Annotated in this window: 26 protein-coding genes; 4 read left to right on the top strand and 22 right to left on the bottom strand. The window is 41.1% G+C overall.

Translation table 11 applies throughout. From position 1 onward, the window contains the following. The first annotated feature begins 172 nt into the window (after positions 1-172). Positions 173-1,030, top strand: a complete 858-nt coding sequence (locus MKY19_RS11080) for an alpha/beta hydrolase (RefSeq protein ID WP_076283022.1) — start codon at positions 173-175, stop codon at positions 1,028-1,030. 101 nt (positions 1,031-1,131) lie between these two features. Here the strand turns inward: MKY19_RS11080 and MKY19_RS11075 are convergent, their stop codons facing one another. The 7 genes from MKY19_RS11075 to MKY19_RS11045 form a co-directional block, all read right to left on the bottom strand. Next, positions 1,132-1,626, bottom strand: coding sequence for a hypothetical protein (locus tag MKY19_RS11075; protein ID WP_339802737.1), 495 nt, complete (start codon positions 1,624-1,626; stop codon positions 1,132-1,134). 137 nt (positions 1,627-1,763) lie between these two features. Then, positions 1,764-2,522 carry an iron export ABC transporter permease subunit FetB gene (gene fetB / locus MKY19_RS11070; RefSeq protein WP_042187159.1) on the bottom strand — a complete coding sequence of 253 codons (759 nt, stop codon included), beginning with the start codon at positions 2,520-2,522 and terminating at the stop codon, positions 1,764-1,766. After that, on the bottom strand, positions 2,519-3,268 hold the full coding sequence (locus MKY19_RS11065) for an ATP-binding cassette domain-containing protein (RefSeq protein WP_339802734.1): 750 nt from the start codon (positions 3,266-3,268) through the stop codon (positions 2,519-2,521). Before MKY19_RS11065 ends, fetB begins: the two co-directional genes overlap by 4 nt. Before the next feature lie 123 nt (positions 3,269-3,391). Then, a complete protein-coding gene (locus tag MKY19_RS11060) occupies positions 3,392-5,017 on the bottom strand; it encodes a glycoside hydrolase family 9 protein (RefSeq protein ID WP_339802732.1) in 1,626 nt (541 codons plus the stop codon). Positions 5,018-5,171: 154 nt separating this feature from the next. Then, positions 5,172-5,921 (bottom strand): GTP pyrophosphokinase family protein, encoded by a 750-nt coding sequence (locus tag MKY19_RS11055; RefSeq protein WP_042187155.1) that lies wholly within the window; start codon positions 5,919-5,921, stop codon positions 5,172-5,174. A gap of 86 nt (positions 5,922-6,007) precedes the next feature. Continuing rightward, complete coding sequence (locus MKY19_RS11050) at positions 6,008-6,391, bottom strand: hypothetical protein (protein ID WP_339802728.1); 384 nt, start codon at positions 6,389-6,391, stop codon at positions 6,008-6,010. Positions 6,392-6,494: 103 nt separating this feature from the next. Further along, positions 6,495-7,073: a TIGR00730 family Rossman fold protein gene (locus MKY19_RS11045; RefSeq protein ID WP_339270469.1), complete on the bottom strand. Its 579-nt coding sequence runs from the start codon at positions 7,071-7,073 to the stop codon at positions 6,495-6,497. 97 nt (positions 7,074-7,170) lie between these two features. Here MKY19_RS11045 and MKY19_RS11040 point away from each other — a divergent pair, with 97 nt between their 5' ends. After that, a complete protein-coding gene (locus MKY19_RS11040) occupies positions 7,171-7,488 on the top strand; it encodes a MazG-like family protein (RefSeq protein ID WP_076283026.1) in 318 nt (105 codons plus the stop codon). Between the two features lie 73 nt (positions 7,489-7,561). Here the strand turns inward: MKY19_RS11040 and MKY19_RS11035 are convergent, their stop codons facing one another. The 3 genes from MKY19_RS11035 to lepB form a co-directional block, all read right to left on the bottom strand. Beyond that, on the bottom strand, positions 7,562-8,422 hold the full coding sequence (locus tag MKY19_RS11035; protein ID WP_339802725.1) for an alpha/beta hydrolase: 861 nt from the start codon (positions 8,420-8,422) through the stop codon (positions 7,562-7,564). 264 nt (positions 8,423-8,686) lie between these two features. Then, positions 8,687-9,724 carry an HD domain-containing phosphohydrolase gene (locus tag MKY19_RS11030; RefSeq protein ID WP_042187147.1) on the bottom strand — a complete coding sequence of 346 codons (1,038 nt, stop codon included), beginning with the start codon at positions 9,722-9,724 and terminating at the stop codon, positions 8,687-8,689. 126 nt (positions 9,725-9,850) lie between these two features. Then, on the bottom strand, positions 9,851-10,348 hold the full coding sequence (lepB, locus tag MKY19_RS11025; RefSeq protein ID WP_076283028.1) for a signal peptidase I: 498 nt from the start codon (positions 10,346-10,348) through the stop codon (positions 9,851-9,853). A 189-nt stretch (positions 10,349-10,537) separates the two neighbouring features. Between lepB and MKY19_RS11020 the strand changes: the two genes are divergently transcribed. After that, positions 10,538-11,515 (top strand): alpha/beta hydrolase, encoded by a 978-nt coding sequence (locus tag MKY19_RS11020; protein ID WP_339270466.1) that lies wholly within the window; start codon positions 10,538-10,540, stop codon positions 11,513-11,515. A 139-nt stretch (positions 11,516-11,654) separates the two neighbouring features. On the opposite strand, the gene MKY19_RS11015 is transcribed toward MKY19_RS11020, so the two are convergent. Both MKY19_RS11015 and MKY19_RS11010 read right to left on the bottom strand, forming a co-directional pair. Continuing rightward, positions 11,655-12,050 carry a DUF4265 domain-containing protein gene (locus tag MKY19_RS11015; protein ID WP_339802722.1) on the bottom strand — a complete coding sequence of 132 codons (396 nt, stop codon included), beginning with the start codon at positions 12,048-12,050 and terminating at the stop codon, positions 11,655-11,657. Between the two features lie 368 nt (positions 12,051-12,418). After that, positions 12,419-13,276: an SDR family oxidoreductase gene (locus MKY19_RS11010; protein WP_339802719.1), complete on the bottom strand. Its 858-nt coding sequence runs from the start codon at positions 13,274-13,276 to the stop codon at positions 12,419-12,421. A gap of 197 nt (positions 13,277-13,473) precedes the next feature. Between MKY19_RS11010 and MKY19_RS11005 the strand changes: the two genes are divergently transcribed. Then, positions 13,474-14,250, top strand: a complete 777-nt coding sequence (locus MKY19_RS11005) for a hypothetical protein (RefSeq protein ID WP_339802716.1) — start codon at positions 13,474-13,476, stop codon at positions 14,248-14,250. Between the two features lie 18 nt (positions 14,251-14,268). Here the strand turns inward: MKY19_RS11005 and MKY19_RS11000 are convergent, their stop codons facing one another. From MKY19_RS11000 to MKY19_RS10955, 10 genes are all read right to left on the bottom strand, one after another. Next, positions 14,269-15,060 (bottom strand): lipid II flippase Amj family protein, encoded by a 792-nt coding sequence (locus MKY19_RS11000; protein ID WP_042187128.1) that lies wholly within the window; start codon positions 15,058-15,060, stop codon positions 14,269-14,271. 24 nt (positions 15,061-15,084) lie between these two features. Further along, positions 15,085-15,495 carry a DUF2809 domain-containing protein gene (locus MKY19_RS10995; RefSeq protein WP_339802712.1) on the bottom strand — a complete coding sequence of 137 codons (411 nt, stop codon included), beginning with the start codon at positions 15,493-15,495 and terminating at the stop codon, positions 15,085-15,087. Between the two features lie 9 nt (positions 15,496-15,504). Next, positions 15,505-15,741 (bottom strand): hypothetical protein, encoded by a 237-nt coding sequence (locus MKY19_RS10990; RefSeq protein WP_339802709.1) that lies wholly within the window; start codon positions 15,739-15,741, stop codon positions 15,505-15,507. Beyond that, the gene (locus MKY19_RS10985; protein ID WP_339802707.1) at positions 15,716-16,333 is read right to left on the bottom strand and encodes a histidine phosphatase family protein; all 618 of its coding nucleotides are present in this window, start codon (positions 16,331-16,333) and stop codon (positions 15,716-15,718) included. Before MKY19_RS10985 ends, MKY19_RS10990 begins: the two co-directional genes overlap by 26 nt. 18 nt (positions 16,334-16,351) lie before the next feature. Then, positions 16,352-16,825 carry an NUDIX domain-containing protein gene (locus MKY19_RS10980; RefSeq protein WP_339804262.1) on the bottom strand — a complete coding sequence of 158 codons (474 nt, stop codon included), beginning with the start codon at positions 16,823-16,825 and terminating at the stop codon, positions 16,352-16,354. A 210-nt stretch (positions 16,826-17,035) separates the two neighbouring features. After that, on the bottom strand, positions 17,036-17,182 hold the full coding sequence (locus MKY19_RS10975; RefSeq protein ID WP_156113097.1) for a hypothetical protein: 147 nt from the start codon (positions 17,180-17,182) through the stop codon (positions 17,036-17,038). 61 nt (positions 17,183-17,243) lie between these two features. Then, positions 17,244-17,708, bottom strand: a complete 465-nt coding sequence (locus MKY19_RS10970) for a DUF523 domain-containing protein (RefSeq protein WP_042187118.1) — start codon at positions 17,706-17,708, stop codon at positions 17,244-17,246. Positions 17,709-17,853: 145 nt separating this feature from the next. Further along, a complete protein-coding gene (locus tag MKY19_RS10965) occupies positions 17,854-18,420 on the bottom strand; it encodes a putative ABC transporter permease (protein ID WP_339270458.1) in 567 nt (188 codons plus the stop codon). 162 nt (positions 18,421-18,582) lie between these two features. After that, the gene (locus tag MKY19_RS10960; RefSeq protein ID WP_339270456.1) at positions 18,583-18,771 is read right to left on the bottom strand and encodes a hypothetical protein; all 189 of its coding nucleotides are present in this window, start codon (positions 18,769-18,771) and stop codon (positions 18,583-18,585) included. 176 nt (positions 18,772-18,947) lie between these two features. Further along, entirely contained in the window at positions 18,948-19,127 is a 180-nt protein-coding gene (locus MKY19_RS10955; protein WP_042126589.1) for a hypothetical protein, read from the bottom strand. Between the last annotated feature and the right edge of the window lie 18 nt (positions 19,128-19,145).

Below are 19,145 nucleotides of genomic sequence, written 5' to 3'. Positions count from 1 at the left end.
TGTTTATTCCTACCCTTCTGTTCCCGTAAATTTTTGATTTCCTAGAACAACATATGCGTTTGCCTATGCCTAGGTGCCGGAGATTCACTGACTCCAATAAAAATTCATCTTTCTCTGTCAATCGGGGCATCCTCTATAATGTTAAATTCTCACACTATACAGGAGGCAAAGTATGAAATCGATTCACATTAAAATAGTATTAGCGTTATGTATCTCTATCTTCACCATTATGGGGTTGCAGCCTTTGAATCAACACTCCACGGTTGCAGCCGCTAACCACAAATCCTCTACTAAACAGACTCCATTAACCTTTGTTCTGATTCATGGGTCTTGGGCTACTGCAGGTTTTTGGGATGAAACAGCCTCTGAGCTTCGTAAGTTAGGGCACACCGTCTACACACCGGAATATGCAGGACATGGCGCGGATAAGAATAATAATGTAACACATGAGCAAATCACAAAGTCCGTTGTCGACTATATTAAACAAAAAGACTTGAAGGATTTTATTCTGCTCGGACATAGCTTCGGCGGATCAGTCATTCAAACAGTTTCCCAGCAAGTACCTGATCGGATCAAACGGATCGTGTTCTTTGATGCCTTCGCGCCGCTTGACGGGCAAAGTGTGGCAGATCAATTTCCTGCTGAGTCACTTAAATCCTTTGAACAGCTGAGAGACGCTTCCGGTAATAACACCATCACGCTCCCTTTCCCGCTCTTCCGGGATACCTTCGTCAACACTGCCAGTCTTGCGCAAGCACAAGCCTTTTATAAACAAGCTCCGCCTGAACCAGCTACCCCACTGTTTGAAAAGCTGGATCTCAAGAAATTCTACAGTCTCCAAATCCCTAAAAGTTATCTTTATCTGACGGAAGACACGGCTATCCCACAAGGTCCATATGGGTTTCACCCGACTCAATCCAGTCATTTGGGCGTTTTCCGCTTCATCGAGGGCAAAGGTGATCATATGACCACTGTCCGAACCGAGCCAAAAATGATGGCGGAATTGATGGTCAAGGCGGGTAGAGATTAGTCGCGTAATAGCGGAATAATGCATTCAGTCAGTAAAAAAGAGCAAGCGTACGGGAATGTTCCCTACTACGCTTACTCTTTTTACAATTCTCCGCATGTCATTTAAGGATTCGGCTTCACTCCGGTAATCACCCAGCTATTATGATCTTTAACAAGTGAGATCGTCAGTAGCATGGATGGTTCCGGACCATTTGAGGTCGCAGAATCTATGCGCATTTCTATGACCTCTGAATTTTGGTTAATTACTGTTTCTTTAGTAACCTCGTACTTTGTGATCCATGGGCTGGATACACCAGTTACCCAGTTCAGTTCAACAAACTGCGGATACATAACCTTTTTGAGTTCTTTGGAAAAGATCGAATATTGAATCGACGCATTCCTGTGCTGCAACCCGAACCCGTATAACTCAGCCGCTTGAAATGCTGTTGGTAATATGATTCGTTTAGACTCCGGGGCTGGCAAAGGCATGGCTGAGAGCAGCTTTCCATTAGACTGAATCACCGTTCCGTTATCAGGTGCACCTATTGCGATACCTGGCAGAAGCAATACGCCTGCGATCAGGGTAGCCGCCAATTTCTTTTTACTAATCAGAATCACCTCATAGAAAGCTTTTTCACCTCATGTGAATTGAATTCTAATTATTCCCCGTTATCGCTAACTTTTATGTAACCAAAATGCCAACAAAAAAAGCGACCGTGACAATAACGGAATCGCTTGTGAGAAATAGAAATCTATTATCGTTCTACCGATTGTTTAAGCCGTTGATCAGGCGTGAAAAAGAGTCGGTAGCTCAGTACACTTAGCAGTATACTTGTTATGGCCGCAGAAGCGGTGAATGAGAACACAATCAGAATCTGGTAGCGAACAGCGATTACCGGATCAGCGCCTGCTATAATCATACCCGTCATCATACCTGGAAGCTGGACAAGTCCTACTGTCTTCATTCCGTCGATGGTAGGGATCATGCTGAATTTCACAGATCTTTTTCTAACTTCATGGATCGCTTGTGGAACCGTTGCACCGAGTGACAGCAGGGTCTCGATTTCCCCTTTGCTCTGCTGTATTTCATGCTTGATATGATTAATGAACAAACCCGAGACAACCATAGCGCTACCAATGGTCATGCCACTAATGGGAATGATATATTGTGGGGTCGCCTCAATAATATGTAAGCCGAGCAGAATCCCCATCATAAGGAGCTCCATAGTAGCGATCGCAAGTCCAATTCTCCAGACTAATCCACGTAGACCTTTTCCTCTTTTCGCTGCATTCCATGCGGCTACACTTATCATGAAGATTATTATCAAAATAACATAGATCATCTGATCGGTTTTAAAAATAAATTGCAATACATATCCGACCGCAAGCAATTGAATTGCCGACCTTATCGTGCCTACAATAATATCTTTTTCTAGTCCGAGCTTTTGCCATACCGAGACCAACATCGTCCCTAGCACAAACAGAAGCGTGAAACTCAGTGCAGTATAACTCATAAGAATGACGCTCCTTCTAACGGTCGAATAAATCTTTTTGCCAAGTCTTCCGCAGATTCAGCAAAAAAAGATTCACTCAAGTGTTGTTCCAGCTTACCATTCCCCATAAACCATGTAGTAGTGCTTATTCGGCTAGCCTGCTTAAGGTCATGGGTCACCCAAATCATTGAAGTCCCTTCTTCTTTATGCCACTGTTCTAGTAGATCCTCTACCCTTTGAGTGCTGTCAATGTCTAGTGATGCAGTGATTTCATCGAGCAGTAGAACATTAGGTCGCAGAAGTAATGACCGAATCAGGGATATCCGCTGCTTTTCACCGCCAGAGCAATCTGCTGCTTTTTTACTCAAATCCAATTGTTCCAGCCCTAGTTGTTCCAATAACCGCTGCACTAATTTATGGTCATATGGTCTGTCATGCAGCTTGCTGACGGTTCTTAGGTTATCCTCCACACTGCCAGGCAACATAACCGCTTGTTGAGCCACGAACCCGATTTTCATTCTCCACAGCCTTGAATCCATATTTTTGAATGAAGTGCCCTTGACAAGCATATCCCCTTCATCTGGGGCATCCAGCAGAGCCATTATTCTAAGTAGTGTGCTTTTACCTTGACCCGAGGCACCGATCAGAGCGATTCGGTCCGATTCAGATATTTCAGCGGAGATGTCCGAGAATAGATATTTCGAAGCTTGTTCGCTGCTTTTCCAGTTCAATTTTGCAAGTCTTTGAATTTCAAAAATACTGCTCAATGCCTTACCTCCTATTGCCAATCGAAAAAATATCATACCATTTCGTATTATAGCATTTTAGCTGCATAAAAAAGAGAAAGGCATCTCCCCCATGAGACATGCCTTTCCCATATATTAATTAATTTATTGATTAAAACGAGCTGTAACGAACACCGCAGGTGAATTCCAGTAGATCGTTACCTCATTCGTAGAATAACTAAGTTCATGATCGGCAAAGCACCGAGCGGCTGGTTTTCCTTGTAAATGTTCTACTACATATTCATCATGAAGCCCACGATCTGGCCCCCCAGATACAAGACCCGGCACAGGATCAACCACATGGTCACCAACAGATGGACGATGATGCGGATGCATCACTGGATGATCGCCAAATCCGGTAACATAACTGATATCCAGTACGTTACGACCCATCAGATAGTGCAAATGATCTAGCGCACAGTCCGCAAAGCTCGAATCTCCACTAAAATATTCAGCCACTAGCAGCAGCATAGCATTGTTCATTACTAGCATATTGCTACCCCAAATATAGTCTTCCTCTTTCAAAGAGATCCTATAGCCATCCTCGCGACTCTGTTCAGATAAACATCCAGCTTCAGCTAGAAGTCCTTCTCTTAAGGAAGCATACAAAGCACGGTCTGCTAGATCTTCACCATTTAATAGATACGCAAGCGTGCCGTAGCCCCCCATATCTGCCCAGCCTAGACTGTATTTTGAAAAAGACAACTGCACCAGTTGCAGAACAGCTTGATGGTATTCTTCTTTCCCCGTCGTACGATAGAGCTCCGCAGCTGCCCAATACCGCTCATCCTTGTCGTTCCCATCTCCATATTCACCGGTGCTAATTTCTGGCGGATTTATAAACCCTGGCGCATCTGGATGTTGAATAAGCCATTCCCAAGCTAGTGTTGCGGCATCCAGACATTTCTTCGCATAGGCTGAGTCAAAGGGCTCATATATCCGCGCTGCCATGGCCATGACTCCAGCAAAATCTCCAGTGGCGGTTGCTGACACCGGTGAGAAATATAGATCTGCTGTATCAGCCTCTGGCATCACATCCAAATCTGGAAAGCTCAGCGTAGTCAGTTTATGATACACTCCACCTGTTCTATAGTCTTGCATTTTGAATAACCAATCCAGCTCCACTTTGCATTCCAGCAATATATCTGGAGTTATCCCCCCACTTTCAGGAATCGGGATAGCGCTTACAAAAGCAGATGGATATAACTCATAGGCTAGTAACAGATCGGCGATGGCCTTGGCTCCGGGTCCACTATATTTACCATAATCACCTGCATCATGCCAGCCTCCAGAGCAATCTAGCCGACGCTCCGTTTCACCATATACAATTCCCTCTGCTGTATGACATGCCTTATGCTTCCAATCTCCAGCATACTCTTCAGTCAACTCAACCCCGCAACGATAATAATAAAAGGCCTTCAGCAAGCCCTGTTGAAGCTCCTGATAAGGTTTATCTGAGATTATAAATGATGCCGAAGCTATCCCCTCACCTTGCTCAATCCGGTATCTGCCCACTGCATGAACCTCAGAAAAGTCACCTGTATGTACAGTTACTCCGCTTGCCTCATCAAATCTGGGAGCACCTGTCTGCCCTTCGAATACAACATTTCTATGATCAACATCAACAACCTGAAAGTCATGTCCAGCACCAGTAAACACTGCAATCTTTTCTCCACCCACCGGATATCCGATTTGATTTACAGTAATGGTTCGGAGTCTACGCTCACTCATGTTCATTCTCCTTCATATCAAATTGATGAAGCCAATGATTACAAGTCTCTCTTTCAAGTTGAGAATACTCTATTCTAGTTGTACGTGGCAATGATAACTACAATAAAAAACCTAGAGTTAACCAGAAACGGTAACTCTAGGTGATATAATCAGATTATTTGTCTCCAAGCAGCTTAATAAAGTTAGCTGGAAGTGTGAATTGCTGATTGTGAATCACTATACGGCGAAGCTCCTCAAAGGAACTAAGATCATCATCTTCATCGTCGTCTTTGATTTCCTTAATGTCCCGATGCAGTCGCTCCATTTGCAGATCAAGTGCATGAGCGGCATCCGCTGCATTTTTCAATTCACGCGTCATACTCTCTGGTACTGACTTATTATATTTATAGAAAATTTTATGTTCGAGACTTGCCCAGAAATCCATAGCAATGGTACGAATTTGTACCTCAACGCACACTAACTCCTGACGATCTGACATAAATACAGGTACCTGAATCAGCAAATGCAAACTTTGATAACCGTTAGGCTTGGGATTCTTAATATAATCCTTCACTTCAAGAACCGTTAAGTCGTCCTGCTTCTGAAGCATTTCACTTACATGATAAATATCTGAGATAAAAGAACAGGTAATTCGTAGACCTGCAATGTCTTTAATACAATTTCTCACAGAATCTAGAGATAATTCTCCATTTTTACGGAGCATTTTGTTCATAATACTCTCGGGAGACTTGATTCTCGATTTGGTATGTTCAATAGGACTGTAATCGTGAAGAGACTGAAACTCCTGTTTGAGGATCTCAATCTTCGTCTCCATCTCATCAAGCGCAAATTTATAAATCAACATAAACCGGGTGATCTCGTGCTTAAGCTTCTTAAATTGTTCGATTTGATTCTCGGGGGTCATTATCCATTTCTCCTCTTGTAGCTTTTCTCTATATTTATCATAGCCAATCCACTAGTGAAATTCAAATTCAGCGAGCGAATGTGAGGTTATTCAAAGTTAATTTGATTCAAATCCCATATTTCAAATGGGGTATTAGACAAGGGTTTAGTATAACAAGCCATTCGCACTTTAAAAGGCTTATCATTAATTTCAACCATTACATCGCGAAAATAATCAGGTCTTGGTGCTACTTCAGGAGTTGTAGAAAGGACCTTTATGTTCAAAGGATGCTTCATTAGGCTTATTTCTTTCACTGCATCAGCATCGGAATTATAATTTACTTGATTTATGGTTTGGAGTCCCTGTAGTTCCGCATTTAACTGACGTTCAAAATTCCATTTGGAATGCCCAACTTCTATAGTGATCCATCCAATAATAGCTACAATTACAACTAAACATAAAATGAATAGTACATTCTTTTTTACGTTCATTCGCACACCTCCTTGAAGCATACCCATATTCTACCACAACCAATGATTAGCAGAAAAAGAGCTCCCTCTCGGCAGCCCTTTCATCTGTTACAGTAACTGTTCTTTAGTTAAGCTGTTTCCACTTTTGCTCCAACGTTTGAGGGACATAACTTTCTAATTTTTTTAATAGTTCCAAGGGTTCTTGATCTATATTTAACAAACTAAGATGCGAAGCGTTAGAAAATCCCTCGTTAATGCTGTGTTGAATTAGATTCATCAGAGGATCAAAATAATTCCTGATATTTAAAACCCCTACCGGTTTCTTATGTATACCGATTTGTGACCAGCACAATACCTCAAACAGCTCTTCATACGTTCCAAAACCGCCGGGTAAAGCAATAAAGCTATCCGCCAGCTCCCCCATTTTTGCTTTTCGTCCATGCATATCGTCCACTTCTATCAGCTGCGTTAATTCTCTATGTACCATCTCTCCATTAAACAATCCCCTAGGCATAACTCCGATCACCTCACCTCCACCGTTCAAAACAGCATTGGCGACTTCACCCATTAATCCAATTTTTGACCCCCCGTAAATTAAGCGATAATCGTTCATAGCCATGTAGTTTCCAAGTTCAACAGCTTTGACTTTATATTCCTCATGCACCCCTAAATTCGATCCTGCAAAAACACAAATTGATTTCAAATCCTCATCTCCAAACTATATATTGATAACATCCGACATCTAATATACTATATGTTGGAGAATAAATCATATATAAGATTAAGGAGTGCTACATAATATGGAGATCAATGAAGTGCAGAAATGGATTAAAAATTATTATGGACAAAGAGGCTGGACCGATTATGGTCCTTTTATACGGGTTGGATTTCTTATGGAAGAGACCGGTGAGGTTGCACGGGCAGTACGCTCCTATGAAATCGGAAGAGATCGCCCAGATGAATCTACCCCTCCACCAGAGCAACTGAAACAAGACTTGATTGAGGAAATTGGTGATGTGCTAGGAAATATAGCCTTGTTAGCCGATTTGTATGGTATCACTTTAGAAGAGGCATTTACTGCACATAAGGAAAAATTAGTTAAACGCTTTAATTCCTAAGGAGAAGTAGAAAAAGGGCTACAATCGGCATCACCGTATTGTAACCCTTCACTATCTAACTATTTAAACCTCGTTAAGCATTACTGCCTAATGTATGATTCGAAATAGCATTAATTATTGTTTCCCAATCATCAGGGTGAACTTCGTGACCCGTTCCTTCTAGGGTTAGTAGCGACGCATTAGGAATTTCATCGGCAAGCGCCAGACCATGCTCCAATGGAAGTACGCTGTCTTCTGTACCGTGGATAACTAAGGTAGAAACCATGGTATTTTTCGCCTTCCCCTCGTAGTCATCCACTCCTGTAAGAAGCGAATGATTAAACATGCTGAGCAAGTTGTTTGCACGTTTTATTTCCATCCTAACTTGTTTATACGCTCTTTTCTCATCGAATTTATGTTTTGATCCACAGAGTATGCTGGAACCGGAAACCAAGTAATCTGCGACCGCTTCTTCATCTGACCAATCCAGACTAGCTCCATTGGCATGAAAAGCGAGGATCCTCTCATCCATTGGAGGTAAGTTCCGGTCATTATCATCAGATTCAAAAATGCTAGATGCGATCAATGTTAAGGTTAGAACTTTTTGGGGATAACGTATAGCAAGGACTTGTGCAATCATTCCACCTAAGGACATCCCAACGATATTTGCCTGTTCTATATTATAAGCGTCAAGTAACCCAGCAGCATCATCGGCCATATCAATTACCGTATAATTAGAACTCCCAGGCTCATATACAACAGAACGTCCCACATCCCGGTTATCATACCTTATAACATATCGTCCTGTATCTGCTAATCGTTTACAGAACTCCTCATCCCAATAAACCATTGAACAAGTGGCACCCATAATTAGTAATACTGCAGGATTGCTGGGGTCTCCAAAACTATCCGAACATATATCAATACCGTTTACTTTAAATATCTTTTCGCTCATTGTTTATTCCTCATTTCATTCGAATTTGGTAATCAAAGAATGCACACTTAAATAAGACCCGTCACATTTTGAAAAAAATGGATGTTGGTATCATTGAATTGTACCTCGAATTAACGCAAACGAATGAACTTGATGATCACGATAAGCACTCTCCTACTTCATATTAACGGGTTGTTAACCCAATTTCGATTATAACATAAAAAGACTATCCTCTGATTTTGAATCAGGAGATAGCCTTTCCATTTATCCAGACAAAACTATTCGTTAAATAAATACTTCCTCAACGGTCAAATTTCGCTCCTTGGATAAATCCCTAAACGTAGTTTCATCTACTTTCACTAACGGTTTAAAAATATCCAAAGGGTTGTTCATAATAATCGTACCTTGCTCTCCGTTGCTAAGCTGAACACTTTTACCTACGAAGTTCGGCAGTAAATGTCCAATCAAAGCTTGTACCGCATTTCCATTCAGCTTGCCAAAGCCCAGCTCATGCACCTTGCGCAGAACGGTAATCAGCCCTTGTTTGGGTTGATTCACTCTTGCAGAGGTCATCCCAACATAGGCATTAGCAACAGCCACAATCAGTGTATACGGGTGCAGGTCCGCCTTACGAAGCATATTAGGATAACCAGTCCCATCCTCGAATTCATGATGCTGAAGCGCCACCAGAGCGGTCTTCTCGTCATTCATAGATTTAAGAATAATATCGTATCCATACGAAGTGTGACGCTTTAGTTCTTCAGTTTCCTCAGGGGTTAAGATCCCCGTCTTATTTAAGATAGATGGGTCGATCTGACTTTTTCCTATGTCGTGTAAATACCCTGCCCGGCTAATCTCGTAGCGTTCTTCTTTGGTATAACCTAACCAAGTCGCTATGTAAAATGATAGCAGTCCGACCTGTAATGAATGATTGTATGTACCAACGTCTTCTCGTTCAAGCAACAACAATAAGGAAACTACATCCTTATGTTCATCCATTTTTTCCAGCAAGGGCTGCAACGTAAGATCAACATCTGACTGCGTGAAACTACCCTTGCTGAGTGCTTCTAGAAAAATAGATTCATAGTTTTGGATCGCTAGATCAAAGTTTCCATTTAGACTTTGCTCCAGATTCGTTCCCTCATTATCCATCGCAATGCTGCGAGGTTCAATATCGACATAATCGATACGATGTCTCATCAGGAGGGTGATTTCTTCTTGGTAAACAATTGTCCCTTTTGGGAGCACGTGTAAACCAACACTATTAAAAGTGTCCAACATAAGACAATCGCCATGTTTGAGATCCGTGACATGAGCTTTCAAAATTCTGCACCCTTCCTATCAATAGGTATATTTTACCTTAAGGATAGCTAAATTATTCCAAAGTCACAATATGGTTAAAGTCTCATTAACACTCTCAATTAGTTCAAAAGACCCCCGCAACATCACCTAAAAAGGAATACTAAAGTCCGCTATCACTTTTCCAATCAACTGATCCTTCGCTACAAAAGGAGTAGCCCAGAGATGAGCATCGTAGCTTATATTCCGGTTATCTCCGAGAAAAAAGTAATGATCCGCCGGAACCGTAACGGGTCCAAAAGTATAGTTCATCCGCTCATTAAGATAGGGTTCATTGATCTCTGTTCCATTTCTATAAAGGGCTCCATCTTTAATTTCAATGGTATCACCTGGCAACCCTATCAACCGCTTTACATATCTTTTATTCTCATCACCTGCTACCGGAGGCGTAAACACGACGATATCTCCATGATCGAGTGTCGTCATCCATAACATTTTTTCAACGATTAGACGGTCATTAATTTCAATTGTAGGAATCATAGAGCCAGTAGGAACCCTCATCGCTTCAGCAACATAAGTTCTTACAAACAAAGATAGGACCACTGCGATAGCAACACTAGGCAAATATTGTTTGATAAATTTCAACATAATTGCTCACCTCATATTCATTTTATGGGTACTCAGAATATCTAAATCCCTTACGAGTGGTGCTGTAGCTTTTTTTCGCTCGTTCATATTCAGTTCATATTGTCGTCATGTATAGTTCATCTTCATCGGGTAAGCTTCCTTTAGCAACTCGTTAAGATAGCTAGAATAAAGCGATTAGAACAGGAGAAGATGCAAGTGAAACCAGAAGAAGAGGTTATAAAAAAAAGGATGAATAAACCGCTTAAAATTATACTTATTTCCTTAGGGGCTTTAGCTACTGCAATAGTGCTTTTTCTAGTGACTGTTTTTGTCGCTAATATTTTCCTCAATAAATCGGACCAAGCTAAAATAAAACCCTATGGTCAGTCTGTAAGCGTCGATGGTAAAAATATGAATGTTTTGATTCAAGGAAATGGTGAAGAGACTGTTGTGCTCTTACCTGGTTATGGAACGGTGGCACCGGGACTTGATTTTAAGCTGCTAATAGATGAACTATCACCATTTTACAAAGTTGTTGTGATTGAGCCTTTCGGTTATGGATTAAGTGATAGAACTGAAAAAGAGCGAACCACAGAAAACATTGTGAGTGAAATTCATGAAGCTGTAAAGCAGCTTAATATTGACCGTTATATTCTAATGGCACACTCTATTTCCGGTATGTACAGTTTGAATTATGTGAACAAATATCCAAACGAAGTGAGTGCATTTGTCGGGATTGATAACAGTATTGCAACGGAAGACAGAATAGGTGTTAAAGTACCAACAGGAAAATTAAAACTACTTAGAAAATCAGGCTTGGGCAGATTGTTATTTAAATCAAGTGGAAATCCCTATGCTGAATTACCGTTTGATGATGAAACTAAAGAACAATTGAGATTGCTTACGCTTAGAAACACTTATAATTACACTAACTTAAATGAAGTGGAAAATATGTCTTCTAATTACAAAGGGGCTCTAAATTCAACTTTTCCAAAGGATCTCCCCCTTTTGCTCTTTGTTCAAGGGGATGATACTCTCTTAAAAGATTGGATATCATTGCATGAAGAGCAAGTCAAAAATTCCGTACAAGGAAAATTGGTAAAACTTGATGCAGGACATTATCTGCACCATACCAAATCAAAAGAAATCGCCGAAAATTTTAAGACATTTATGAAAGAAATAAAATAAGGATAGATTGTATCGCTCAGATTGTCTAAACCGTTTCACCTATTCTCCATGCTGCTGCATCATGTGCAAGCTTCCTTGCATTTCATGCCGCAGCATTTTTTTCTTATTCATACTCGTTAATATTTACGTACCCACACTTTTAAAACCGCTCAATAATGCGATTCATTTCCCCATCTACGTCCATCAAAGTATTCTTAGGAATATGAATGACCAACAAACCGCCAAAGATCTGTTCACATTTCCCATCATTCTCTGTGATCCGTTGTTTAAAAGCAGAAATGGCTGCTGAATCAACAGCCTCTTTACTGAGGAGCCAAGCGTACCTTTTGAAATGAGATTTCTGTACAGTTTCCAGATAGTAATAGATCCCTAGCTCTTCTTTCACCCGTATAATATCACCCATTGTAACACTTGGATTAAAGATCGGCGTCTCTTCGATGCGGTATTTATCTTTACCGACTGGAGTAACATCAAGGATTTCAATTTCACGGCCTGCTGGATCGAAGCAAATATGTAGTCCTGACGAATCTAGCATCAGCACACCTCAATTCTATTCAAAATCTGATCTTGATGATTCTAAATAACACAAAACACAATAAATACATTAAGCTTGTAATCCCGAACAACCTGAAGATTCCTGGCGTTAAAAACATATATAAACTGTATGGAAAACTCCAAATAAAGGCGAGAAGCATGAGAAGGCTTCTGTTTAAAGAGACACCTATCGCAAGTAATCCGGCAGGCAACACCAACATTACCATACTTATTATAATACTGGATTGATTCGTAACCTCAGCATACGGATTAATGAATATAAATATAAACCATAAAAAAACGGTCATCAAACTGGATACATATCCAATGAGTTTAATGATTGTTAAGTTTATGGATTGCTCCATTCCATCACCTCAATTCTTTCGCAATAATTCTCTCCAGCCATTTCCACGGGAGCAGCGTTTTGCCTAAGATCAAGATCCGGGTGCCTTTGCCGATAGGATACCGAAGCCTTGGTGACTTCATTTCAGTAATACGACCGATGAGATCTGCCACTTGCTTTGGATCAGGTGCAGTTTCAGCGGTATGCTTGGAATATCGTAGCACAGCGTCCAGACGGTCTCTATAAGGAGAATCCTCGACTTGACGAATTTGTGCCATTCCTTTTCTCCAAATCGGAGTACGGAAGGAGCCAGGTTCAATTAATACTACACGTATTCCATAAGGAGACATTTCATGACGCAGACTTTCACTGAATCCTTCTACTGCAAATTTGGAAGCTGCATATGGAGCATACCCCGGAAACCCGGACAACCCGCTTATACTCCCCACGTTAATAATCGTACCACTTTTCTGTTCTCGCATAACTGGCAGCACAGCTTTTGTCACCGCGACTAATCCGAAAAAATTCGTCTCCATTTGCTGACGCCATTCTTCCATGGATATCTCTTCTATGAAGCCGCCTATAGCAAAGCCTGCATTATTTACCAAAACATCAATTCTTCCGAATGTTTCGCGTACTGAGGTTATAGTCGCCTGTATAGAATCACTATCGGTAACATCCATGGTCATAAAATGAAGCTGCTTCAAGAGTCCTGTTTGCTCTGCCTGCTGTTCAAGGTCGCCTTTACGACTCAAATCGCGCATGGTTGCTACAACTTTGAATCCCTGTCCTGCTAGTTTAAGGGCTGTGAGCAGTCCAAATCCACTAGAGGTTCCGGTTATTAAGGCCACTCGATCATGCATTCGATCTAGATGTGAATTCATCTTTGACTCTCCTTATGTTTCATTATTTCAAAAAAGCAAACAAATGTTCCTTTTCGGATTGACTATCCATTAATTTCAAGTTATAGTAAGTGTATCATTTATATTTCTGCGGGAGAAGCACCTCGCAAGATAGGCATTCATGCCTATCTTGGAGGTGCTTTTTTTGCGCACATAGACTAATTAAGGAGCTGAAATGAATGTTTATTCACAATTTTAGTTATTTAAAGAGGTTTGTCCAATTAATCCTAGTAGTAACTCTCCTCAACATCAACCTTACATTAGCTTCTGCAGGTACAGACTGGGATTCAGCCTTAGATGACATTAACGGTCTCCATGGTAATTATACCTCGCTTCAAGCAGCCCTCAAGTCCGATAGCTCAAAAATTCAAATGCTACGTAAGCAGAACAATGAAACACTGAAATCTATTCACTCTGTCATAGAGTCAACAGATAAGGTTCTGCTGAGTCGTTTATCATCTGAAGCAACGTCGGCTCAGAAGAAACATGCTCCTCTACTGGACCAATACAGCACACTCAGTAAGCAGTCTACAGCAGCCAAGAAAGCTAAGGACTTTAAGACAGCCACTCTCCTGGATCTAAGACGCAATAAGCTCAAAGCTGCGGTAACACTCGCTCGAACTGAAATTAAGGCCAAGACAGACGCTTTGGCAACTGCCCGCAAGCAAACAGCTGCCAAGATCAAACCTATCAAAGATGCTCTGGCACCAATCACAGCTCTGAAGAAGCAAATCACCGCCGAGAACAAGAATATCGCTGTAGCGCAGAAAGTTCGTTCAGAAGCAGATAAACAATATAAGTCGGCTGTAAAACAAGGGGATGCTATTAAGGCAGTATCAGAAATGAGAATATCCTATGAGCAAATGAAACGAATTCATGACATGCATCAGAATATTTACAGCTGGGAGCAGAAGATCTCCTTAGCTCTACGATCTGCAGAGTCTAAGCTTCCATAAGGATTCGCTCCCACCGGCTCATATCAGCTTCACTAACATACTAATTAGTTGAGCTGCAGGCACAATTAGGAGCTGAGCAAATATAGTACCTATAAAACGTGAACCCATCAATACCACATATATTTTTCCTAGCTGATCACGGTATTCTACATTTTCAGTGGCTTTATGGGTAATAAGACCAAGCTGTGGGTCGATAAATATGGTCAGCAGTATAGTCGCCATTCCGTTAATCAATCCTGAGGCTTGAGAAGCAGTCGTGCTATATTGAGGCATTAGATGAGCAGCATACAAAGATGATATGACCCCTACGGTGTAAAAGGCTGTAACAAAAACATTCATAACAATAAAACGTTTAGGAATCCCCAAGTATCTGAAGTTATATAGATTCACTTTTGGTTTTCTTATGTATTTTCTAGTATTTTTTAACTGCCCGATCGTTACGCTCGTAAGCAGCTTGGGAATAGAACCTTCGATTTCAAGCTTTGAGATGATTCTCCCAAACAAGCCTACAAAAGTAGGGAAAATAGCAATGGCAATTAATGTCCCTAATGAAGAAGCTAACAATATAATTCTCAAGTAATTAAGAAGTGGGAAATCAGAATGTATTTTGGCATAATCTACGAATTTAGCCGTCAGTGGAGCTTGAATCATGTTTGCAGTTCTTGACACGAGAACAATAATGCCTGTCAGAGACAAAGCAATAGCTATCTTGTTCAGCTTCACCCCGGCGTATCTTACCGAATAAGATAAGGTTTCTGCTGTATGAATAATCATTGTAAGTAAGCATACTACAATCAAGCTATTTACCATTTTTAGGTTCATCTCCATTGAAAGCTATTTATCTATTCGGTGCAGTTTTGGGCGAAAGTATTGATCCAGTCCGTAAGAAAGCGTAATTCCAACGGTATATCGAACAAGGTCAATCCATAGGAATCCCTTTCCAAGAATCAACCCACCGAGTACGGTAGCACGGATGCTGTTGATCCACTCTGCTTGATACAGTTGGCTAAATTCTATGCCGAAGCTAAACATCAGGCTCCACATAAAAGCGATCCACAGCTTCCGGTTCACTAGCAGTACACGAAACATAAAGTAAACCATGCTGCCCCAAAGCGCATCTCCAAAATGTCTCGTTACAAACAAGGGTAGCTGTTCCGAGAATGTTCTAGAGCATAACCCCAGTACAATAACAATTAAGCAGATGCATCCATAAATAACTCTTTCTTTTAAAGCATTGACTCTCATTTCCATCCTCTATCCTGCGTCTGACTTGAAGTTTATGCTTGATATAATATTAATCATCACGATATAAAACGGATAAATAATCATGGCCCCTATTATGATTAACCCCGTTACCGGGACTGGTTTATCCGCAGCTTCTGTAATCGGGAACCATGCTGCGAATAAATTAATAAACAGAACCAAATAGGGAAACCACAGGATCGTAGTGAAATACATGGATTTTTTACCGCTCAAATATTTTTTTGTCATCCAAACAAACCCTCAGGACTTCGGGGTTCCACATTCGTTCCACACTAGTAAGCTCTAATTCATCAAATTCCAGCCTATAAATATCTGGTTTCGAAGTCTGTTCAAAGAACTCATAACCATACTTTTTATTGAAGTAATTCAGGATAATGGTCATGATATTCCCGTGGGTACCTAGTGCAATTTTGCCGCCTTTATTTTGCTGGATCAATTGCTTCATGATGGGGATTGCACGCTCTTGTGCTTCCTGAGTACTCTCTCCATTTGGCATTTTATATTGTAAGTCTGTGAACGATGCCCGGATACCTTGAAGAAATTCTTGTTCACTGATCTCGATTTCAACGCTTGCGATGGCTCTTTCTCTAAGTTCCTCATACAGTTCAATTTCTTGATCCGATGCCTCAGCTAAATACTTAATCGTATCTATGGCTCGTCTATAAGGACTAGAAACAAAATGTGTGATCTCTTCCTCCGCCAATAGTTCTTTAATTCTATATGCGTCCTCATGCCCTTTATCAGATAATCCTCGTTCCCTCTCATCTCCAAGCACAAAAGGTGATACTGCGTGCCTAATCATATAAATAAAAGTCTTCATGAGTTACTCCTCTCCAGCTCATTCAAATATCGTTTTTGCCACTTCGCGGTCTTTCTTGAAAATCTCCACTGGATAGGGAATGGCCATCTCGGGCAGCTCACTCTCTTTAAAGAACTTAAATTCTTCGATTTCTCCATCCATTGCTCTCAGCGTTCCACGGATGATAGAACACTCAAATACGATGACTGTATATTCCACCTGGTCTCCATTGTTATATTCGTATCTATATTTCCCTCCACCAAAAACCCCAAGAATGGAAGTAGGATGCACCATTAATCCTGTCTCTTCATATACTTCTCTGCGCAAAGTTCTTCCCGGCCGTTCCCCTGGCTCGATGGCGCCTGCTGGCAATCCCCACAAGGACTCTTCAGGTTTTCGAGTAAACAGAATTTCATCTTCTTTATTTCTTATTACTGCAGCTACGGAAGGCATCATTAATAACTCTGAACCCACTTTTCCTCGGATCTCCTGATAATACTCTGACATCGGCACGCTATTCAACCATCCTCTCACACCGTTTTGTAGAACATCATTCTATTTTCCTCCGGCTTCCCAAAAACCCACATTATGTATATATTAGACATCTCTGTGATGGAATCCTTTAGAATCAGCAATATGCTTAGCGTGGAACAAAAAAAGCTTCCGAACGGCTCAATACTTTCTGAGGTCCGGAAGCAGTTACAATGAGGTGAGACTTTGAACTTAATGTTTCCCTTTGTAGCCGGCAAGCTGTACGATCATGATGACAAGAACAAGCAATGAAATGAGCTGATCAATACTCATCTGCGTCCGCCTCCAATCCCAAATGAAGGATGGCTCTTCGGACGGCATTTCCTCTCCCAAGGACACTGCTTCGTTCCCCTTATACACACTATGTAACGTGAGTTCGATTTATTACTTTAAGAATGACTTACCCCTCCATACGAGCAAGTTCTTTCTCCACTTCATCTAGTTGATCTTCGCCGAACACTTTAAAGCCATTTTGCCGTAATAACTCCGTAGTTGTACCTTCTCCTGACATCTTCGTATCCCTAAAAGTACCATCATAAATATAAAGACTACCACAAGAAGGACTATCCTGTTTTAATATTGCTAATGTAACTTGATGTTCTGTAGCCAGCTTCAGCGTTGCTTGAGCACCTTTCATAAAAGGTTCCGTAACATCCACACCTGCACCTGTTACTACCCGCTCACCTTGCCGCTGGGCATCTGGACGAGGCGTTGATAACCCTCCGACTACCTCAGGACAAATGTGGACAAAACGCCCTTCCTCATACCACTTCAAGAAACGAGCATCGAGACACGGCACATCACCATTATCATAACGCACTTTATGTCCTAACAGACATGCGCTTACTAGAATCTTCCCTGTCATCGTAATCTCCACCAGTCCGTCTAGTATTTAATATATGGCTATATTATTTACGACACAAAACTGATATGCAAGATCGAAATGCTTGTCACTGAAATGTTTGTGCTTCATATACAAAAGAATGCTTATTATGTCCATATAGGTATCATTAATCTTGATATTGGGGGGTCTTCTCACTTCTATACCGACTCCAGCAAGTCCACAATAAATCAGCCATAAGATAGAGTCCCACGAAAGGAAATATAATTCCCCAAACATTATGGACTAGTGAATACAAACGCTCCATAAACGGCTGAATCCCATATACACAAGCTACTGATAGCGCCCACCAATATAAGGAGAATCGAAGGCAAATATGCCCTTGCAGTTGATAAGACATCCCTGAGTAATCCCACCATTGCTTTTGAAAGACAGTCTTCAGCAGCCAACCACTTACATATTCAACAGCTGAAGGAACGACTAACGCAAGCAGGAGGAAAATTGGGAAAGGCAGGGTTAAGTCTCTGGCAATCAATAGAAGCAGTGGTGCAAATCCATACATTGGTTTAAAAGGGCCTTTTAGAAAGCCTTCTTTGCGAAAGCTTCCATTACTATATAAGTTATATGTACCTTCCAATACCCAGCCTAAAAAAGAGTAGATCATAAAATAAAAGAAATATTGGCCCGCCACTGCCATCGCAGAATCTCCGCTTGAAGAAAATATAGAAGTCATCATGTTATACACCACTCCTAGTTGTCATTATTTTCTTAAATATCCATCCGGCCCTATTATGCCTTAATCCTTCAGGAGATATGCGCAACAAAAAAGACATAACCCAAAGGTTATGTCTTCATTACAAATTATAAAGAGTGAAGCGGATTCTCTATCCATCCACGCTTATGGTTTTAGCCGTTCTTCATGATTCTGAGCCGATATTAGCGACTGATTCTCGTCTTGTTTCTTTAACGTATCGGTTGAAAGTTCACTACGTACGCCAAAGTTTGAACCATACTTTTTCTCAAAGTTGCCTACAAGAGCCTCACCACGTTTTTGCCGATATCGGCTGTTCTCATTCCGACTACGCATTTCATTTCCTCCCTGCTATAAGAATGGCTGAGATCTGTGAAATTTGCGAAAAGCTACTAAGAATTTGGAGAAAACTCTCTGATGAGGTTGTACCTGAATTCATTATACAATAATTGCTAAAATCATCTCAAGAAAAACAGACTACCCAATGAAGGACAGCCTGTCTTCCGAATCATTTAGTCCAAATCGTTAGGAAGCGGATCAGGATGCGAGGACTCTGCAGGCTTGGCTACCCAATCGTCTGCTTCTGGCTCGATGTCCACACCATTCTCCATCTTCTTAATTTCAGCTAATGAATCGCCGTCTTTATTTTCCTTGTTGCGGATTTCCGCTTCATCTTGAGAATAATCTGACATGTGAAATCCTCCTCAGGT

This window comes from Paenibacillus sp. FSL R5-0744, assembly GCF_037972555.1.
Lineage (GTDB): Bacteria > Bacillota > Bacilli > Paenibacillales > Paenibacillaceae > Paenibacillus_AQ.
Note: the sequence above shows the minus strand (reverse complement) of the source record. Positions and strands in the feature narration are given on the sequence as shown.